The 19329-nt window shown below is 63.8% G+C and carries 16 protein-coding genes; 8 read left to right on the plus strand and 8 right to left on the minus strand.

The window, feature by feature from the left end; translation table 11 throughout:
• Window positions 1-31: 31 nt before the first annotated feature.
• Window positions 32-1066, plus strand: coding sequence for a type IV pilus twitching motility protein PilT (locus M1D99_RS02180; protein ID WP_053126225.1), 1035 nt, complete (start codon window positions 32-34; stop codon window positions 1064-1066).
• A 174-nt stretch (window positions 1067-1240) separates the two neighbouring features.
• On the opposite strand, the gene M1D99_RS02185 is transcribed toward M1D99_RS02180, so the two are convergent.
• Window positions 1241-1852, minus strand: coding sequence for a C40 family peptidase (locus tag M1D99_RS02185; protein ID WP_186729237.1), 612 nt, complete (start codon window positions 1850-1852; stop codon window positions 1241-1243).
• 248 nt (window positions 1853-2100) lie between these two features.
• On the opposite strand from M1D99_RS02185, the gene M1D99_RS02190 reads away from it, so the two are divergent.
• Window positions 2101-2529, plus strand: a complete 429-nt coding sequence (locus tag M1D99_RS02190) for an NINE protein (RefSeq protein ID WP_057449544.1) — start codon at window positions 2101-2103, stop codon at window positions 2527-2529.
• 132 nt (window positions 2530-2661) lie between these two features.
• Here M1D99_RS02190 and M1D99_RS02195 read toward each other — a convergent pair whose 3' ends face one another.
• The 7 genes from M1D99_RS02195 to gshB form a co-directional block, all read right to left on the minus strand.
• On the minus strand, window positions 2662-3933 hold the full coding sequence (locus M1D99_RS02195; protein WP_427002102.1) for a dihydroorotase: 1272 nt from the start codon (window positions 3931-3933) through the stop codon (window positions 2662-2664).
• Complete coding sequence (locus tag M1D99_RS02200) at window positions 3930-4934, minus strand: aspartate carbamoyltransferase catalytic subunit (protein WP_003177495.1); 1005 nt, start codon at window positions 4932-4934, stop codon at window positions 3930-3932. Before M1D99_RS02200 ends, M1D99_RS02195 begins: the two co-directional genes overlap by 4 nt.
• Before the next feature lie 24 nt (window positions 4935-4958).
• Window positions 4959-5465 (minus strand): bifunctional pyr operon transcriptional regulator/uracil phosphoribosyltransferase PyrR, encoded by a 507-nt coding sequence (gene pyrR, locus M1D99_RS02205; RefSeq protein ID WP_053126217.1) that lies wholly within the window; start codon window positions 5463-5465, stop codon window positions 4959-4961.
• Between the two features lie 84 nt (window positions 5466-5549).
• Window positions 5550-5987: a Holliday junction resolvase RuvX gene (gene ruvX, locus M1D99_RS02210; RefSeq protein ID WP_003177497.1), complete on the minus strand. Its 438-nt coding sequence runs from the start codon at window positions 5985-5987 to the stop codon at window positions 5550-5552.
• On the minus strand, window positions 5987-6556 hold the full coding sequence (locus M1D99_RS02215) for a YqgE/AlgH family protein (RefSeq protein WP_186710357.1): 570 nt from the start codon (window positions 6554-6556) through the stop codon (window positions 5987-5989). The genes ruvX and M1D99_RS02215 overlap by 1 nt, the downstream gene beginning before the upstream one ends.
• A 224-nt stretch (window positions 6557-6780) precedes the next feature.
• Window positions 6781-7677: an energy transducer TonB gene (locus M1D99_RS02220; protein WP_434573766.1), complete on the minus strand. Its 897-nt coding sequence runs from the start codon at window positions 7675-7677 to the stop codon at window positions 6781-6783.
• Between the two features lie 76 nt (window positions 7678-7753).
• Complete coding sequence (gshB, locus tag M1D99_RS02225) at window positions 7754-8707, minus strand: glutathione synthase (RefSeq protein WP_434573768.1); 954 nt, start codon at window positions 8705-8707, stop codon at window positions 7754-7756.
• Between the two features lie 224 nt (window positions 8708-8931).
• Between gshB and M1D99_RS02230 the strand changes: the two genes are divergently transcribed.
• The 6 genes from M1D99_RS02230 (at window position 8932) to M1D99_RS02255 (ending at window position 19169) form a co-directional block, all read left to right on the plus strand.
• Window positions 8932-9360, plus strand: coding sequence for a response regulator (locus M1D99_RS02230; RefSeq protein ID WP_092170757.1), 429 nt, complete (start codon window positions 8932-8934; stop codon window positions 9358-9360).
• Between the two features lie 49 nt (window positions 9361-9409).
• On the plus strand, window positions 9410-9775 hold the full coding sequence (pilH, locus tag M1D99_RS02235) for a twitching motility response regulator PilH (RefSeq protein ID WP_018609535.1): 366 nt from the start codon (window positions 9410-9412) through the stop codon (window positions 9773-9775).
• 10 nt (window positions 9776-9785) lie between these two features.
• On the plus strand, window positions 9786-10325 hold the full coding sequence (locus M1D99_RS02240; protein ID WP_186729233.1) for a chemotaxis protein CheW: 540 nt from the start codon (window positions 9786-9788) through the stop codon (window positions 10323-10325).
• A gap of 206 nt (window positions 10326-10531) precedes the next feature.
• Complete coding sequence (locus M1D99_RS02245; RefSeq protein ID WP_458131324.1) at window positions 10532-12592, plus strand: methyl-accepting chemotaxis protein; 2061 nt, start codon at window positions 10532-10534, stop codon at window positions 12590-12592.
• A 189-nt stretch (window positions 12593-12781) separates the two neighbouring features.
• Entirely contained in the window at window positions 12782-18715 is a 5934-nt protein-coding gene (locus M1D99_RS02250) for an Hpt domain-containing protein (protein WP_458131325.1), read from the plus strand.
• Window positions 18708-19169, plus strand: a complete 462-nt coding sequence (locus M1D99_RS02255) for a chemotaxis protein CheW (RefSeq protein ID WP_458131326.1) — start codon at window positions 18708-18710, stop codon at window positions 19167-19169. The genes M1D99_RS02250 and M1D99_RS02255 overlap by 8 nt, the downstream gene beginning before the upstream one ends.
• Window positions 19170-19329 lie beyond the last annotated feature (160 nt).

The following is a 19329-nucleotide window of genomic DNA, read 5'->3' on the forward strand; positions in this document are numbered from 1 at the left end:
TCGCGGCATTCTACTGGAATTGAGGAGCGCTATGGATATCACTGAACTGCTGGCCTTCAGCGCCAAACAGGGGGCGTCGGACCTGCACCTGTCCGCCGGGCTGCCGCCGATGATCCGCGTGGATGGTGACGTACGGCGGATCAACCTGCCGGCGCTGGACCACAAGCAGGTCCATGAATTGATCTACGACATCATGAACGACCGGCAACGGGTGGATTACGAAAAGTTTCTGGAAACCGACTTTTCCTTCGACGTGCCGGGCGTCGCGCGGTTTCGGGTCAACGCCTTCAACCAGAATCGCGGCGCGGGGGCGGTGTTCCGGACCATTCCATCGAAAGTCCTGACCATGGAAGACCTGGGGATGGGCGAAGTGTTTCGCAAAATCACCGAGGCGCCGCGCGGGCTGGTGCTGGTGACCGGGCCGACCGGCTCAGGCAAGTCCACCACCCTGGCGGCCATGATCGACCACCTCAACAGCCACAAGCACCATCACATCCTCACCATCGAAGACCCTATCGAATTCGTTCACGAACCGCGCAAATGCCTGATCAACCAGCGCGAGGTGCACCGCGACACCCAAGGCTTCTCCACGGCCTTGCGTTCAGCCTTGCGGGAGGACCCGGACGTGATCCTGGTGGGCGAGATGCGCGACCTGGAAACCATCCGCCTGGCGCTGACCGCCGCTGAAACCGGGCACCTGGTGTTCGGCACCTTGCACACCACGTCGGCGGCAAAGACCATCGATCGGGTGGTGGACGTGTTCCCCGGCGACGAGAAGTCGATGGTTCGCTCGATGTTGTCGGAGTCGTTGCAAGCGGTGATATCCCAGACGCTGATCAAGAAGATCGGCGGCGGCCGGGTCGCGGCCCATGAAATCATGCTGGGGACCTCGGCCATTCGGAACCTGATCCGGGAAGACAAGGTGGCGCAGATGTACTCATCCATCCAGACCGGCGGCTCGCTGGGGATGCAGACGCTGGACATGTGTTTGAAGGATTTGGTGAACAAGGGCTTGATCAGCCGCGAACATGCCCGGGAGCGGGCGCGTACGCCGGATAATTTCTAGGGTAGGAGGCAGTACCGCGTTGTGGCGAGGGAGCTTGCTCCCGCTGGGGCGCGGAGCGGCCCTGAAGGCGGCTGCCTGGGACTGTCTGGGTGACGGTGGCGTCTGGTTTGGGGCTGCTTCGCAGCCCAGCGGGAGCAAGCTCCCTCGCCACAAGGGCCATGCGAGCTTTTCGGATCAGCGCTGAACCACGCGCATCGCCCCAGGCTCTTTCGGCAGCACCCGTTTGGCGACCACGTAATGGGTATTCCAGTACGGTTTGTTCAGCGTGTCGATGGTCACCGACTTGCCACGGCGCGGGGCGTGGATGAAGCGGTCGTTGCCCAGGTAGATGGCCACGTGGTTGACCCGGCGGCTCTTGAGCTTGAAGAAAATCAGGTCGCCGGGCTTGAGGTCCTTGCGCTCGACTTTCTCGCCATGACCAGCAGCCATGGCGTTGGAGGTGCGCGGCAGGTCGAACGTGGCGTCGTTGAACGCGTATTTCACCAAGCCACTGCAATCGAAACCTTTACTTGGGCTGCTGCCGCCCCAACGATAAGGTGTGCCGAGCACATTCACGGCGCGGCTCAGCACGTTGCTGGTCGTCTTGGTCGCCATGGGTGGCACCAGGCGACTGTGAGCGGTGCTCACGCGCTGGACGCCCTGCTTGTTCTTGCTCGAAGGAGCAGAAACATGGGATTTCGGGGTGTAGCCGTTGACGTTGGGAAGACGTTGCTCACGATTGGTGGCGTGGGCGGCCAGTGGCAATAATAGGCAAATGGTTAGCCATGTCTTGAAAAATGGACGCATTAGGCAGGGCTCATAAAGGTTAGCGCGCAACTTTATAACAGCTTTTTTTGCCATTCCGAGGCCGTTTGTCGATCCGAAACCCAGCGTAAACCCTGCACCACTGCGGCAATTTGACTTGATTGTCCGACAGAAGCCCGGTACCACGGGCGTTTCCTCGGTCCGAGTCGTCCAGGACCGCTTGTCGGCGAGACACAAAAAAGTCACAAAAAGTCAGAACAAATTTTTCTATCGAGGCAAAAGAGGCATTCATGAACAGCTATCAGCAGGACGCAATCCGCGATACCCACAGCAAAGTCATCGGGTATCTGCTGTGGATTTTCGGTTTTACCGGCGCTCACCGTTTCTATTATGGCAAGCCGGTCACGGGCACGATCTGGTTTTTCACCTTCGGCCTGCTGGGCATCGGTTGGTTGATCGACCTGTTCCTGATCCCGGCCATGGACCGCGAAGCGGACCTGCGTTTCACCCCCGGGCCCATCGAGTACAGCGTGGCTTGGATTCTGCTGACGTTCCTGGGGGTGCTGGGCGTACACCGGATGTATCAGGGCAAGTGGCTCAGCGGGATCCTCTACCTGCTGACCGGTGGGGTGTTTTTCCTTGGGGTGCTGTATGACTTCTGGACGCTGAATGATCAGGTGTCGATTCGGAATGCGCAGAAGCGTGGGGCTTTTCACTAAGCCAGTCAGATCGAGTCGCCTGCATTCGCGAGCAAGCCCGCTCCCACAGGGATCGTCGGTGAGCACATTATTGTGAGCACCTCGGACCAAGTGTGGGAGCGGGCTTGCTCGCGAAGCAGGCGACGCGGTTTTTCAGGCCTGGTGAGTGATGCGCCCATCCATCAGCGTATAACGCACCACGCCCGGCAGGCTGTGGCCGAGGAACGGGCAGTTGTCGCCCTTGGAGCGCCAGGCTTCACCGGCCACGGTTGACGCGGCTGGGTCGAACAGCACCAGGTCCGCTGCTGCGCCCACCGCGAGTTTCCCCGCCGGCAGTTGCAGCGCCTGGGCCGGGCCGGCGCTCAGGCGCGCCAGCAAGGTCGGCAAATCCAGCAAACCGTCTTCCACCAGCGTCAGGGCCAGCGGCAGCAGCAGTTCGACGCTGCTGATGCCCGGTTCGGTGGCGCCGAACGGAGCCAGCTTGGCATCGCGCTCGTGGGGTTGGTGATGGCTCGAGATGGCCGAGATCACGCCAGATTTCACGGCCTCGCGCAGGCCATCGCGGTCGGCGCGAGTGCGCAGCGGCGGCTGGACGTGGTAGACGCTGTTGAAATCGATCAGCGCTTCGTCGGTGAGGATCAACTGGTACAGCGCGACGTCGGCGGTCACCGGCAAGCCGCGGGCCTGGGCCTGGGCGATCAATGCGGCGCCGCGGGCACTGGTCAGTTGGCTGAAGTGGGCGCGCACGCCGCTCTGTTCCACCAACAGCAGGTCCCGGGCCAGGGCCACGGTCTCGGCGGTTTCCGGGATGCCCGGCAGGCCGAGGAAGCTGGCGGTCGGGCCTTCATGGGCAAGGCCACCTTCGGCCAGGTCGTGATCCTGGGAGTTGAAGATGACCGTCAGGCCGAAAGTCGCCGCGTATTCCAGGGCACGGCACAGGGTACGGGTGTTGCGGAAACTGTTCAGGCCATTGCCGAACGCCACGCACCCGGCGTCACGCAGGGCGATGAGCTCGGCCAGTTGTTCGCCTTCCAGGCCTTTGCTCAGGGCTCCGATCGGGAAGACCTTGGTGTTGCCGGCTTCACGGGCGCGGTCGAGGATCAGTTCGGCCACGGCCGAGGTGTCCAGCACCGGTTTGGTCTGCGGCGGGCAGCACAGGCTGGTCACGCCACCGGCAGCGGCGGCGCGGGTCTCGCTGATGATGCTGCCTTTGCGGCTGTAGCCCGGTTCGCGCAGGGCAACGTTCAGATCCACCAGGCCGGGCGCGGCCACCAGACCTTGGGCGTCGAGGATTTCGGCGGCGACGAAACCTGTCGGCGCCGCGCCAAGGGCGACGATCTTGCAGGCATCGATATGAATATCAGTCACTTGATCCAGGCCGCTGGCTGGATCGATCACGCGTGCGCCGAGAATGCTGAGCTTCACTGGGCGTTCTCCTGGTCGAATTGGCGCTGGGCCGTTTGTCCGCTCATGGCCATGGACAGCACGGCCATGCGGATGGCGATGCCGTAGGTCACCTGGTTGAGGATCACCGAGTGCGGCCCGTCGGCCACCGCCGACTCGATCTCCACGCCGCGGTTGATCGGGCCTGGGTGCATGACGATGGCATCCGGCTTGGCCCCGGCCAGGCGCGCCGTGGTCAGGCCGAACAGGCGGTAGAACTCGCCTTCGCTGGGCAGCAGGCCGCCGGTCATGCGCTCGCGTTGCAGGCGCAGCATGATCACCACGTCCACATCCTTGAGGCCTTCGGTCATGTCGGTGTAGACCTTCACGCCGTATTGCTCGACGCCGATGGGCAGCAGGGTTTTCGGCGCGATCACGCGGATGTCCGGGCAACCGAGGGTCTTGAGGGCCAGCATGTTCGAGCGGGCCACCCGCGAGTGCAGGATGTCACCGACGATCGCTACGGACAGGTTCTCGAAGCTGCCCTTGTGCCGACGGATGGTCAGCATGTCGAGCATGCCCTGGGTCGGGTGCGCGTGACGGCCGTCGCCGCCGTTGATGATCGCCACTTGCGGGCAGACATGTTCGGCAATGAAGTGCGCCGCGCCCGAATCACCGTGGCGCACGACAAACATGTCGGCGGCCATGGCTTCAAGGTTGCGCAGGGTGTCGAGCAGGGTTTCGCCCTTGCTCGCCGAGGACGTGGACACGTTGAGGGTGATCACGTCCGCCGACAACCGCTGGGCCGCCAGTTCGAAGGTGGTGCGGGTGCGGGTGGAGTTTTCGAAGAACACGTTGCACACGGTCTTGCCGCGCAGCAACGGGACTTTTTTAACCGCCCGGGCGCCGACTTCGAGGAAGGAGTCGGCGGTGTCGAGGATTTCCGTCAGCAGCTCGCGGCGCAGGCCGTCGAGGGACAGGAAGTGCCGCAGCTGGCCCTGATCGTTGAGCTGCAGCGGGCGCTTGGTTTCGAGAGGCGTCATCGCGATGGACTCTTACAAGGGCAGTTAAAGGGCAAGGTCTTGCAGTTCGAGTTGCAGCGGCGACGGCCCGGAGAGCTTGACCCGCTCGTGGGCGGCCAGCGTCAGCGTCGCGCCGACCACGTTCGGTCGGATCGGCAGCTCGGCGGCGTCCAGGTCCAGCAGGCACACCAACGTCACGCTGGCCGGGCGACCGTAGTCGAACAGTTCGTTCATGGCGGCGCGGATGGTCCGGCCGCTCATCAGCACGTCGTCGATCAGCACCAGGTGCTGGCCTTCGATCTCGAACGGCAGCGCCGAGGGGCGTACCTGCGGGTGCAGGCCGTTCTGGCTGAAGTCGTCACGGTAGAAGGACACGTCCAGGGTGCCCAGCGGCGATTGGCTGCCCAGTGCTTCGAGCAAGGCCTGGGCGACCCAGACGCCACCGGTGCGAATGCCGATGTAGCGCGGTTCGCTGATGCCGCGTTGTTCCAGGTGTGCCGTGAGACGAATCGCCATCTGGCTGATCAGTTCGGCAGGATTGGGCAGGCTCATGCTGGCTCCTTCAGGTTCCCGGGCCGGTGGTGAATGGCGCGGTCTATCGCTAAGAGAAAGCGCCTTGGCGGCGCTTTCAAAAAATCAGGTTTCGAACAGGGCGGCGTTGGCGTCGAGCCAGCCTTGCAGCAGCAGGGCGGCGGCGATGGCGTCCACCGGGTTGTCGCGGTAACTGCCTTTCTGTCCGCCGCGCACCAGGCGCTCGCCCTTGGCCTCGAAAGTGGTCAGGCGCTCGTCATGGGTATAGAAGGGCAGGTTGTAGCGGCCATTGAGCCGGCGGGCGAACTTTTCCGCGCGCAGGCACATGTCACTGGGCGTGCCGTCCATGTTCAGGGGCAGGCCGACCACCACGGCATCGGGTTTCCATTCCTTGATCAGCGCTTCGACCTGGTTCCAGTCCGGCACGCCATTCTGCGCCTTCAAGGTGCACAACTCGCGGGCCTGGCCGGTAATGACCTGGCCGACCGCTACGCCGATCTGTTTGGTGCCGTAATCGAAGCCCAGCAGCAAGCGCAGGGCCATCAGGCGTGTCCTGCCTGGCTGGTGAGCAGGCTGAGGTTGACTCCCAACCGGCTGGCCGCCGCTTCCAGGCGCAGTTCGCTGCTGGTATTGAACAGGATGTCGGCGTCGAACGGGCAGGTCAGCCAGGCGTTATCCGCCAGTTCGGCTTCCAGTTGCCCGGGCTCCCAGCCGGCATAGCCGAGGGCGATCAGGCTTTTCGCCGGGCCGACGCCATCGGCGATGGCGAACAGCACGTCCTGGGAGGTGGACAGCGATAAACCGTCCAGGTCCACCGTCGCCTGGAATTTGGGGCCCGACGGATGGAGCACGAAACCGCGATCGGTTTGCACCGGGCCACCAATGAAAATCGGCACGTGCTGGCACAAGAGTGGCGGTTCCACCTCGGGCCGCAACTGCTCGAGAATGTCCGCCAGGTTCAGCTCCTGCGGCCGATTGACCACCAGCCCCATGGCCCCATTGGCCGTGTGCTCGACGATGTAGGTCAAGGTGTGGGCAAAGTTCGGATCGGCCATGTGCGGCATGGCAATCAGGAAGTGATGCTTGAGGTAGGTGGGGCTGACGTTTTTCATAGGCGCTAGTGTGGCGGCGCAGGGCCGAACTGACAAGCTGGGGATGTGCAGGAAATGCCTCGATCTGGAAGGAGACACCAGTCAAATGTGGGAGCGGGCTTGCTCGCGAAGGGGCCAGTACATCCGACGGATCTCTTGTGGCAGGGCCGCCGTCTTCGCGAGCAAGCCCGCTCCCACAGTAGATCAGCCGCGGGTTCAGGCGCCATGTCCACCACTGATGCAGCTCAGTTACTGGAAAGCCGGTCACCCCGGGCGAACTTCCAGGTGCGGATGATTTCCAGCCGGTCGATGTCCGACAGGTCCCCGGTAAACGGTGCGAACGGTGCGGCCAGGCGCACGATGCGCTGGGCTGCCTGGTCCAGCAGCGGTTGGCCGGAGGATTCGAGCACCAGCACTTCATACAACGAGCCGTCGCGGTTGATTGAGACCATGAGCCGCAGGTTGCCGTAGATCTGTTTGCGCCGCGCTTCGTCGGGGTAGTTGAGGTTGCCGATGCGCTCGACCTTCTTGCGCCACTCGTCCTTGTACCAGGCGCCCTTGTCGCGCATGGTCGAGGCGGCGCTCAGGCGGTGGATGCGCGGGCGCTTGGCGTAGAGCTGTTGCTCCTGGGCCAGTTCGGCTTCCAGGCTGGCGATATCGCTGGACAGCTGGGAGCTGTCGAAGGTGGGCACCGGGGCCTGGGGCTTGGGATCGGGCTTGACCTCTTCCTTGACCGGGGCTTTTTTCGGCTTCGGCGCCACGGTGGTCACGGCTGCCTTGGGCGCCGTTTCCCGCACTTCGGGCTTGGCCGTCGGCGGCGGGGTGACTTTCTGCACCGTGCTGTCCTGGAACGGCGCGATTTCGGTGGTCTTGGGGGTCGCCTTTTTTTCCAGGGTGCCGCTGCCTTGCTGGTTTTCCTGGGCAAGGAAATCGGCCTTCTCGGGCTTGGCCTCGCTCTTGAAAGTGGCCAGGGTAATTTCCAGGGTCTGGCTGATCTGCTTGGGCTCGACTGTGGCAAACCCGACGCCCAGCAGCAGCGCCAGGTGGATCAACGCCGCCAGGAACAGGGTAAAACCGAGGCGATCAGCCGGGCGCACGCCACGATGGGCGAGCTCTTGGGGCAGATCGGACGGAAGTGTCATGACAAGGAAACCAACATCGCGTTTTTTTCAGGCCGGGCATGATAACGCAATGTGGGTTTCCTTCAGCAGATCTGGATCAACGAGCCTTGAGCTTCTGATCGATGGCATCCATCAACATGCCGCCGATGTCCGTGCCAAAGGCGTTGTCGATCTCGCGAATGCACGTCGGGCTGGTGACGTTGATTTCTGTCAGGTGCTCGCCGATCACGTCCAGGCCCACGAACAGCAGGCCTTTCTCACGCAGGGTCGGGCCGACCTGGGCGGCGATCCAGCGGTCCTTCTCGGTCAGCGGTCGCGCCTCGCCACGGCCACCGGCCGCCAGGTTGCCGCGGGTTTCGCCGGCTGCCGGAATGCGCGCCAGGCAATAGTCCACCGGTTCGCCGTCAATCATCAGGATGCGCTTGTCGCCATCGACGATGGCCGGTAGGTAGCCTTGGATCATGATCTGTTGCTGGCCGTGCAGGGTCAGGGTTTCCAGGATCACCGACAGGTTCGGGTGGCCGGCGGTGTGCCGGAAGATCGAGGAACCGCCCATGCCGTCCAGGGGCTTGAGGATCACGTCGCCGTGATGGTCGGCAAATGCGCGCAACACGTCCGGGCGACGGCTGACGATGGTTGGCGGCGTGCATTGCGGGAACAGCGTGGCGAACAGCTTTTCGTTGCAGTCGCGCAGGCTCTGGGGCTTGTTGACCACCAGCACGCCAGCGTTTTCAGCCTGTTCCAGCAGGTAGGTGGAGTACACGAACTCCATGTCGAACGGCGGATCCTTGCGCATCAGGATCACGTCCAGGTCGCTGAGCAGCGCATCGCTTTCATCGCCCAGCTCGAACCATTTTTCAGGGTTGGCGAAGACCTTTAGCGGCTTCATCCGCGCCCGTGCCTGGCCTTCGGCCTGGTAGAGGTCGCGCTGCTCCATGTAGAACAGCTCCCAGCCGCGCTTCTGAGCGGCCAGCAGCATGGCCAGCGAGCTATCCTTCTTATAGGAAATGCTGGCGATAGGGTCCATGACAATGCCGACGCGTACGCTCATGGCTTGGTTCCTCGAAATATGATGGGCACATAATGGCGTGAAAAAGTGGCGTCAGAGTGGCGCCCGGAAGATTGGCGGTCAAGGAAAAACCACCGCGCCGAGCGGCCGATAGATCGGCGATGGAGACTGTGCTAAAAAGGCTGCCATGTGACGTGCGGGCCTTGAACATCAAGGGTTTGCGCTGTCGTTCACACTTACGCGTTAAAAATCGGTCCGCAGTGGCAATGGCAGAGCATCTCACGCAGCAGCAACCCAGCGCCTTGAAGGTCATGGTCATCGACGACTCGAAGACCATCCGCCGCACCGCCGAAACCTTGCTGCGCAACGTGGGTTGCGAGGTGATCACGGCCATCGACGGTTTCGATGCCCTGGCCAAGATCGCCGACCATCATCCGGGCATCATTTTTGTCGACATCATGATGCCGCGCCTCGATGGCTACCAGACCTGTGCCCTGATCAAGAACAACAGCGCGTTCAAGGCCACGCCGGTGATCATGCTGTCGTCCCGGGACGGGTTGTTCGACAAGGCCAAGGGGCGCATCGTCGGTTCCGATCAGTTTTTGACCAAGCCGTTCAGCAAGGAAGAACTGCTGGGGGCGATACAGGCCCATGTCCCGGGCTTTGCCGCTGTCCAGCCGCACCAGGCACATTAATGACACTCGGCCAACGGGCCCGGGGTCAACAAGAAAAATGGGGAACACCATGGCACGAGTTCTGATCGTCGATGATTCGCCGACTGAAATGTACAAACTGACCGGCATGCTGGAAAAGCACGGCCACGAGGTTCTGAAGGCCGAGAACGGCGCCGATGGCGTGGCCCTGGCCCGCCAGGAAAAACCCGATGCGGTGCTGATGGACATCGTCATGCCCGGCCTCAACGGCTTCCAGGCCACGCGCCAGTTGACCAAGGACCCGGACACCGGCCATATCCCCGTGATCATCATCACCACCAAGGACCAGGACACCGACAAGGTCTGGGGGACGCGCCAGGGCGCGAAGGACTACCTGACCAAGCCGGTGGACGAAGAAACCCTGATCGCGACCCTGAACAAAGTATTGGCGGGTTGACGGCGCGGCCATGAGCCAGTCCCTGACGGCCTTCGAACTGCTGTTGCAGATCGACCGGCGTTGCCGGCTTCTGGGGGCGGACCTGCCCTCCCAGCCGACCCACCGCGCCGGCTGGAGCGGCATCGGCTTTCGCCTGGGCGAGCACTGGTACGTGGCGCCGATGGGCGAAGTCAGCGAAGTGCTGCACGAGCCACGTCACACGCACTTGCCCGGGGTCAAGCCGTGGGTACGTGGTGTGGCTAACCTGCGCGGACGCTTGTTGCCGTTGATGGACTTGTGCGGGTTCTTCGGCCATGAACTGTCGACCGTACGCAAGCAGCGGCGCGTGCTGGTGGTGGACCACGACGAAGTGTTCGCCGGGTTGCTGGTGGACGAAGTCCTTGGGCTGCAGCACTTTGCCCAGGACAGCCTGGAACCGACGCTGGTGGACGACCACGACGGCCCGGAAGCAGCCTTCGTCAAGGGCCGGTTTGGCGGCGAGCGCGAGTGGCAGGTGTTCAGCCCGTTTGCCCTGGCGCGGTCTCCGGGGTTCATGGATGTGGCGATTTAACCAGAAATATTGGGTGAATGGGCTGGCCTCTTCGCGAGCAAGCCCGCTCCCACATGGATCTGCCGTGAACTCAAATTGTGTGAGCGCCATAGATCAAATGTGGGAGCGGGCTTGCTCGCGAAGGAGGCGACTCGGTCTGACAGGTGAGTAAAGCAGTTGCCCCAGGAACAGCCGTAAGTTGGATTGGGCAGTACAGGCGAAAATCGATGATCAAAGCAAAAACAGGCAAGCCACTGGAAGCGTCGCGCAGTCGTTCGCAGATCATCGTGCTGTTCGTCGCGCTGATCGTCTTCATCATGCTGCTGTTCGCCAACTTCGCTTACCTCAACACTCAATCCACCTATGACAAACAGTACATCGGCCATGCCGGTGAGCTGCGGGTGCTGTCCCAGCGCATCGCCAAGAACGCCACCGAGGCCGCCGCCGGCAAGCCCGCGGCGTTCAAGCTGCTCAGCGACGCGCGCAATGACTTCGCCCAGCGCTGGGGTTACCTGAAACAGGGCGACCCGGTGACCGGCCTGCCGCCTGCGCCCGCCACCCTGCGTCCACAGATGCGCGCCGTGCAGCTGGATTGGGAGCGCCTGCTCAAGAACACCGATGCCATCCTCTCCAGCGAGCAGACCGTGCTGTCGCTGCATCAGGTGGCAGCCACCCTGGCTGAAACCGTGCCGCAGTTGCAGGTCGAGTACGAAAAAGTCGTCGAGATCCTGCTGCAACGTGGCGCGCCGGCTGCCCAGGTGGCGATGGCCCAGCGCCAGTCGCTGCTGGCCGAACGGATTCTCGGCGCGGTGAATACCGTGCTGGCGGGGGACGAAAATGCCAGCCAGGCGGCTGACACCTTTGGTCGCGACGCGGCGCGTTTTGGCCAGGTGCTCAATGGCATGTTGCAAGGTGATCCGGCCTTGAAGATCTCCCAGGTCCAGGACCGCGATGCCCGGGCACGCCTGAGTGAAATCAGCGAGCTGTTCGAATTCGTCTCAGGCTCGGTGGATGAAATCCTCGAGACCTCGCCGGAGCTGTTCAAGGTCCGCGAGTCGGCCGGCAACATCTTCAACCTGTCGCAGACCCTGCTCGACGAGGCTTCGCACCTGGCCACGGCCTTCGAAAACCTCGCCGGTGGGCGCTCCGTCAACACCATTGGCGGTTATGTGCTGGGGCTGATGGCGCTGATGTCGATCATCCTGATCGGGCTGGTGATGGTCCGCGAGACCAACCGCCAGCTCCACGAAACCGCGGAAAAGAACGAGCGCAACCAGAACGCGATCATGCGGCTGCTGGATGAAATCGAAGACCTGGCCGACGGCGACCTGACCGTCACGGCCTCGGTCACCGAGGACTTCACCGGCACCATCGCCGACTCCATCAACTACTCGGTGGACCAACTGCGCGACCTGGTGGCGACCATCAACCTCACCGCCGGCCAGGTTGCCGCCGCCGTGCAGGAAACCCAGGCCACGGCGATGCACCTGGCCCAGGCTTCCGAACACCAGGCCCAGCAAATTTCCGAAGCATCGACTTCAATTAATGAAATGGCCCAGTCCATCGACCAGGTGTCGGCCAATGCCGCCGAATCGTCGGCGGTGGCCGAGCGCTCGGTGGAAATCGCCAACAAGGGCAACGAGGTGGTGCACAACACCATTCATGGCATGGACAACATTCGCGAACAGATCCAGGACACCGCCAAGCGCATCAAGCGCCTAGGGGAGTCGTCCCAGGAAATCGGCGACATTGTCAGCCTGATCGACGACATCGCCGACCAGACCAACATCCTCGCCCTCAACGCCGCCATCCAGGCGTCCATGGCCGGCGATGCCGGGCGCGGGTTCGCGGTGGTGGCCGATGAAGTGCAGCGCCTGGCCGAGCGTTCTTCGGCGGCGACCCGGCAAATCGAGACCCTGGTGCGAGCGATCCAGGCCGATACCAACGAAGCGGTGATTTCCATGGAGCAGACCACCACCGAAGTGGTGCGCGGTGCACGACTGGCCCAGGATGCCGGCGTCGCCCTGGAAGAAATCGAAGGCGTGTCCAAGACCCTGGCGGCGCTGATCCAGAGCATCTCCAACGCGGCGCAGCAACAGACCACCTCGGCGGGGCAGATTTCCTTGACCATGAACGTGATCCAACAGATCACCACGCAGACTTCGTCGGGCTCCACCGCCACCGCCGAAAGCATTGGCAACCTGGCGAAAATGGCCAGTCAGCTGCGCCGTTCGGTGTCGGGGTTTACCTTGCCGACGGCGCCTGTGGTGGATGAGGACAAGGTGTGACAGGCCGGATCTGCATATTGAGAAGGGTCATGTGGCGAGGAAGCTTTTGTGGCGAGGGAGCTTGCTCCCGCTGGGGGGCGCAGCCGCCCCAAAGATTTCGTGAGCGCTGCGCACTCAAGCGGGAGCAAGCTCCCTCGCCACAAAGGCTGATGTAATCCTGCGGCATACGACTGTTGATTTGGAGTGGTTATGGGTGATCGGCACGACTACGTGGCCCTGGAATGGGTCAAGGGCGAGATTGCCGAAACGCTGAAGCAGGCTCATCTGGCCCTCAACCGCCTGGTGGACGATCCCCAGGCGGCGGATGCCCTCGGGCAGTGCCTGGCCTGCATTCACCAGGTCCACGGCGGCCTGCAGATGGTCGAGTTCTACGGTGCGGCGCTGCTGGCCGAGGAGATGGAGCAGCTGTGCGCCGCCCTCGAGGACAACCGCGTCACCCATCGCGACGAAGCCATCAGCCTGTTGAGCCAGGCCCTGGGGCAGTTGCCGATCTACCTTGACCGCGTACAAGGTGCCCGCCGCGACCTGCCGTTGGTGGTACTGCCCTTGATCAACGACCTGCGCAGTGCCCGGGGCGAGAGCCTGCTGTCGGAAACCAGCCTGTTCAGCCCCGAACTGCCCGATATTGCGCCGCTTGACGACGAGGCCTTGCAGCGCCTTGAACCCGCCGACCTGCCAAACACCTTGCGCAAATGGCGCCAGACCCTGCAAATGGCCCTGGTGGGCCTGCTGCGCGAACAAGACGACGCGACCCACCTCGGTTACCTGGCCAAGGTCTTCCAGCGCCTGGAAACCTTGTGCGCCGGCGCGCCGCTCAATGCGTTATGGCAGGTGGCCTCGGCGCTGGTCGAAGGCATGCGTGACGGGCGCATCGCCAACAGCCCGGCGCTGCGCAGCCTGTTCAAGGAAGCCGACAAGGAACTCAAGCGCCTGCTGGACCAAGGCATGCCCGGCATCAATCAGCCGGCACCGCCGCACCTGCTCAAGAGCTTGTTGTTCTATATTGCCAAGGCCGAACATCCCAGCGGGCAGATGCAGATCATGAAAGAACGCTACTCACTGGACGACGCGCTGCCCGACAGCGCCATGGTCGACGAAGAACGCGCGCGCCTGGCCGGGCCCGACCGCGATGCCATGCGCTCGGTGCTCGCCGCGCTGTGCGAGGAGTTGGTGCGGGTCAAGGAACGCCTGGACCTGTTCGTGCGCAGCGATCGCCAGCACGCCTCGGAACTGGACAGCCTGCTGGCGCCGCTGCGGCAAATCGCCGACACCCTGGCGGTGCTGGGCTTCGGCCAGCCGCGCAAGGTCATCATCGATCAACTGGCGGTGGTCCTGAGCCTTGCCCAAGGCCAGCGCGCGCCGGATGACGCGACCCTGATGGATGTCGCCGGGGCCTTGCTCTACGTCGAGGCGACCCTGGCCGGCATGGTCGGCACCGTCGAGCCCGAGAGCCGCGAAGACACGCACCTGCCCACCACCGACCTGACCCAGATCCACCAGATCGTCATCAAGGAAGCCCACACCTGCCTGCAACAGGCCAAGGACATGATCGTCGACTACATCGACGCGGACTGGAACAGCGAGCAACTTCAGCCCTTGCCGGCACTGCTGACCCAGGTGCGCGGCGCGCTGGCGATGATCCCCCTGGGCCGCGCCGCCAGCCTGGTGGAGGCCTGCAACGCGTTCATCCGCGACCACCTGCTGCTGGAGCAGGCCCAGCCGGGATGGGAGGAGCTCGATCACCTGGCCGACGTGATCACCGGCCTGGAATACTACCTGGAGCGCTTGAGCGAAGACCCGGAAACCCCTGGCGAGCCGTTGCTCGATGGGGTCGAGCGGAGCCTGGCCGCGCTCGGCTATTACCCTGACGAAGCGCGGGTGCCGGTGCTCGATGATGTGTTGAGCCCCAACGAAGCCCAGGTCATGCAGGACTTGCAGGAGCTGGACGACCCGCAGACGGTGCAGTCCTTGGCCGAGGTGCTGGCCAGTCCGGTGTCGGCGGTCAATCCGCCGGCCCGGAGCACCCCGGGCAGCCTGTTGCCGCCACCACTGGACGAAAGCCCGGTGGACGACGAATTGCGCGAGGTCTTCCTCGAGGAAACCGCCGAGGTGCTCGACGTTCTGCGTGAGTACCTGCCGCGCTGGGGCGCGCATCTCGACGATGCTGTTGCCCTGGGCGAACTGCGCCGGGCGTTCCATACCTTGAAAGGCAGCGGCCGGATGGTGCGGGCGCTGGTGCTGGGCGAGCTGGCCTGGGCCGTGGAAAACCTGCTCAACCGGGTGCTGGAGCGCAGCGTCGAGCCGGGGGCGTCGGTCCGTCAGCTGATCGAAGATACCGTGCAGTTGTTGCCGGACCTGGTGGCCGAATTCGCCGCCAATCGCCAGCGCCAGCGTGACGACGTCGACCGCCTGGCCGCCCGCGCCCATGGCCTGGCCAAGGGCGGCGATGAAGACGATGACGACGAGCAGGATGTAGCCGCTCTCGATCCGCTGCTGTTGAAGATCTTCGACAACGAAGCCCAGGGCCACCTCGCCAGCCTCAATCGTTTTCTCGACCAGGCGGCCGACCACCTGCCGTTGCAGGCCAGCGATGAATTGCAGCGGGCCTTGCACACCCTCAAGGGCAGTGCGTCCATGGCCGGCGTGCTGCCCATCGCCGAGCTGGCCGGTGCGATGGATGAGCTCGCCCGGGAATACCGGGCGCACCTGATCGCCCTCGACCTGGATGAGGTGGAATTGCTGCTGGAGGCAGAGGGACTGCTGCGCCTGGGCCTGCGCCGGTTGCACAGCGAACCGCTGACGCCGATCCCCGGCGCCGGGGACCTTATCCAGCGCGCCCAGGCGCTGCTGGCCGAGCGCCTGCACGCCGCCAACAGTGCGCCGGGCAAAGCCCTGAGGACCAAGCGCGATCCACAATTGATCAACAATTTCCTTGCCCAGGGCATGGACATCCTGCTGGACGCCGAGAGCCTCTTGCAGCGCTGGCAGCAGCACCCTGGCGAAGGCCAGGAATTGAGTGCGCTGCTGGATGAACTGACTACCCTCGGCGAAGGCGCGCACTTGGCCGACCTGCACCCGGTGGACGAACTCTGCGAAGCCCTGCTGGACCTCTACGGCGCGGTGGAAGAAAGCAGCCTGGCGGTCAGCGATGAATTTTTCCAGCAAGCGCAGCGCGCCCATGAAGCGCTGATCGACATGCTCGATGAGCTGGCGGCCGGGCAGCACGTGCGTCCGCAACCCGAGCGGGTACAGGCCCTGCGTCGCTTGCTTCAGGAGAGCCTCGACCCGTCGGCCACCGGCCTGATCCGCAGCGACGGCAGCCGCACCTTGAGCATCCGCGAACTGGGCCACGCGACGGCGGAAATGGAACGTGACGCGCCCGCCGAGACCTCGATGGAAGATGACCTCGCGTCGATTTTCCTCGAAGAGGCCCAGGACATTCTCGAAAGCGCCGCCCAGGCCTTGCAACGCTGGTTGGCCGATCCGGACAATGGCGCGCCGTTGTCCTCGCTGCAACGTGACTTGCACACCCTCAAGGGTGGCGCGCGGATGGCCGACATCCGGCCGGTGAGCGACCTGGCCCAGGAGCTGGAAAACCTCTACGAAGGGCTGGTGGACCGGCGCTACAGCTACAACGAGGAGCTGGCGCAGTTGCTCGATAACAGCCACGAACGCCTCGACCTGTTGCTTGGGCAGTTGCAACAGGGCCAGCCGTTGGGCGATCCCGTTGCGCTGATCGACGCCATCCGAAGGTTCCGCCAGGACAAGCCGAACGCCATCGAGACGAGCGCCGCGGCCCAGGCCGACGGCACCGGCCATGATCCCGAGTTGCTGGAAATCTTCCTTGAAGAAGGCTTCGACATCCTCGACAGCTCGGGCGCGGCGCTGCTGCGCTGGCAGGAAGAACCGTCGAACCGCCAGGCCGTGGAAACCCTGCTACGGGATTTGCACACCCTCAAGGGCGGCGCGCGGATGGTGGAAATCGGCCCCATCGGCGACCTCGCCCACGAACTGGAAAACCTCTACGAAGGCCTGTCGGCGGGCCTGCTCCAGCCGACCCCGGCGCTGTTCGCCTTGTTGCAAAGCAGCCATGACCGACTGGCGCAGATGCTCGATGCGGTGCGCGCCGGTCACCCGTGCCCACTGGCCGACCGGCTGATCGCGCAGATCCAGGCGGTGAATCATCCCCAGGAAAGCGCGGCGCCACAGGCTGTTTCGACACCGGAGCCGGTCCCCACCGCTAGCGTAAGTCTTCCCACGGCGCCGGCAAGACCGGACCCTGGCGCAGCGGGCGACGGTGCGGACATGGTCAAGGTCTCCGCCGAACTGCTCGACGACCTGGTGAACCTGGCGGGCGAAACGTCGATTTTCCGTGGGCGCATCGAACAGCAAGTCAACGACGCGCGCGTGGCCCTGGGCGAAATGGAAACCACCATCGAGCGCATGCGCGACCAGTTGCGGCGCCTGGACACCGAGACCCAGGGGCGGATTCTCAGCCGCCAGCAAGTGGAGGCCGAGCGCCTGGGCTACGAAGAATTCGACCCGCTGGAAATGGACCGGCATTCCCAGTTGCAGCAATTGTCCCGGGCGCTGTTCGAGTCCGCGTCGGACTTGCTCGAACTCAAGGAAACCCTGGATCGCAGCAACCACGACGCCGAAGTCCTGTTGCAACAGCAGGGGCGGATCAACACCGAGCTCCAGGAAGGCCTGATGCGCACGCGCATGGTGCCGTTCGAACGCATGCTGCCGCGGCTCAAGCGCATCGTCCGGCAAGTGGCGCAGGAATTGGGCAAGGACGTGGAATTCGTGGTCGGCAATGCCGACGGCGAGATGGATCGTAATGTCCTGGAACGCATGGCCGCGCCGCTGGAACACATGCTGCGCAACGCCGTCGACCACGGCCTGGAGTCGGCCGACGTGCGCATCGCCGCCGGCAAGCCCGCGCGGGGGCGCATCAGCCTCGACCTGTCCCGGGAGGGCGGCGACATCATTTTCGACATCCGCGACGACGGTGCCGGCGTGCCGCTGGAAGCGGTGCGGCGCAAGGCGATCAAGCGTGGCCTGTTGGCGCCGGACAGCGACATCAGTGACCGCGACGTGCTGCAGTTCATCCTGCAACCGGGGTTTTCAACCGCGGAAAAAATCACCCAGATCTCTGGGCGTGGCGTGGGCATGGACGTGGTCCACGAAGAGGTGCGGCAGTTGGGTGGCAGCATGGTCATCGATTCCACGCCGGGGCAGGGCGTGCATTTCCGCATTCGCCTGCCGTTTACCGTGGCGGTGAACCGGGCGTTGATGGTGCATTGTCACGACGACCAGTACGCGATCCCACTGAACGCCATCGACAGCATGGTCCGGGTGTTGCCCGCCGAACTGGACGGCTATTACCAGCTCGATCCGCCGACCTACACCTACGCCGGGCAACGCTATGAGCTGTGCTATCTGGGCGAGTTGCTGAAAACCGACGGCCGCCCGAAATTGCTGGGCCAGAGCCAACCCTTGCCGGTGTTGCTGGTGCAGTGCAACGAGCGGCACGTCGCCGTGCAGGTGGACGCCATCGCCGGGACCCGGGAGATCGTGGTCAAGAGCCTGGGGCCGCAATTCGCGGCGGTGCAGGGCTTGTCCGGGGCGACGATCCTGGGGGATGGCCGGGTGGTGTTGATCCTCGACCTGCTGGCGCCGATCCGCGCCTTGCCCCACCAGGTTCCGCGCCGCCAGGTGCCGGCCGAAGGCGAGGGCGAACCGCAACGGCCACTGCTGGTGCTGGTGGTGGATGACTCGGTGACGGTGCGCAAGGTCACCAGTCGCCTGCTGGAACGCCATGGCATGCATGTCCTGACCGCCAAGGACGGCGTGGATGCCATGGCGCTGCTGGCCGAACACGCGCCCGACCTGATGCTGCTGGACATCGAAATGCCGCGCATGGACGGTTTCGAAGTGGCCACCCAAGTGCGCAACGACCCGCGCCTGGCGCACCTGCCGATCATCATGATCACCTCCCGCACCGGCCAGAAACACCGCGACCGCGCCATGGCCATCGGTGTCAATGACTACCTGGGCAAGCCGTACCAGGAATCGGTGCTGCTCGACAGCATCGCCCACTGGAGCAAAACCCATGCATGAGCATCGCACCAGCCACCTCACCGGGTTATTGCTGCCCTTGGCCGACCGACACCTGATCCTGCCCAACGTGGCGGTGGCCGAACTGATCGACTACCAGAGCAGCGTCTTCGATTTGGACACTCCACCGTGGTTCCTGGGCTGGGTGAGCTGGCGCGAACGGCAGATCCCGCTGTTGAGCTTCGAGTCGGCCTGCGGCCAGAAAACCGTGATGGGCGAGCGCGTGCGCATCGTCGTGCTCAACGCCCTGGGCGGGCGCCCGGAACTGCGCTTCATCGCTTTGCTGGTCCAAGGTATTCCACGTTCCTGCAAGCTCGACAGCCAGTTGAGCTACGTCGACGTGCCGCTGTGCGGGCTGGAGCAGGCGGCGGTGCAGGTCGGGGAACATGTGGCGAAGGTGCCGGATTTACTGGCGATGGAAGAGTTGGTGGTTGCTGCGGGGCTGGTCAGCCACTAGGCCTGACACCGTACTGCGGGCTTGCTCGCGAAAGCGGTATATCAGTCAACATTGAAGTGGCTGACACTCCGCATTCGCGAGCAAGCCCGCTCCCACAAGATAACTATCTCAACTTGATACATCGAGTTAAAACCCGCTGCGAGGGAACGGGTTCCGCTGG

The sequence above is a fragment of the Pseudomonas sp. R3-41 genome, from assembly GCF_054161485.1.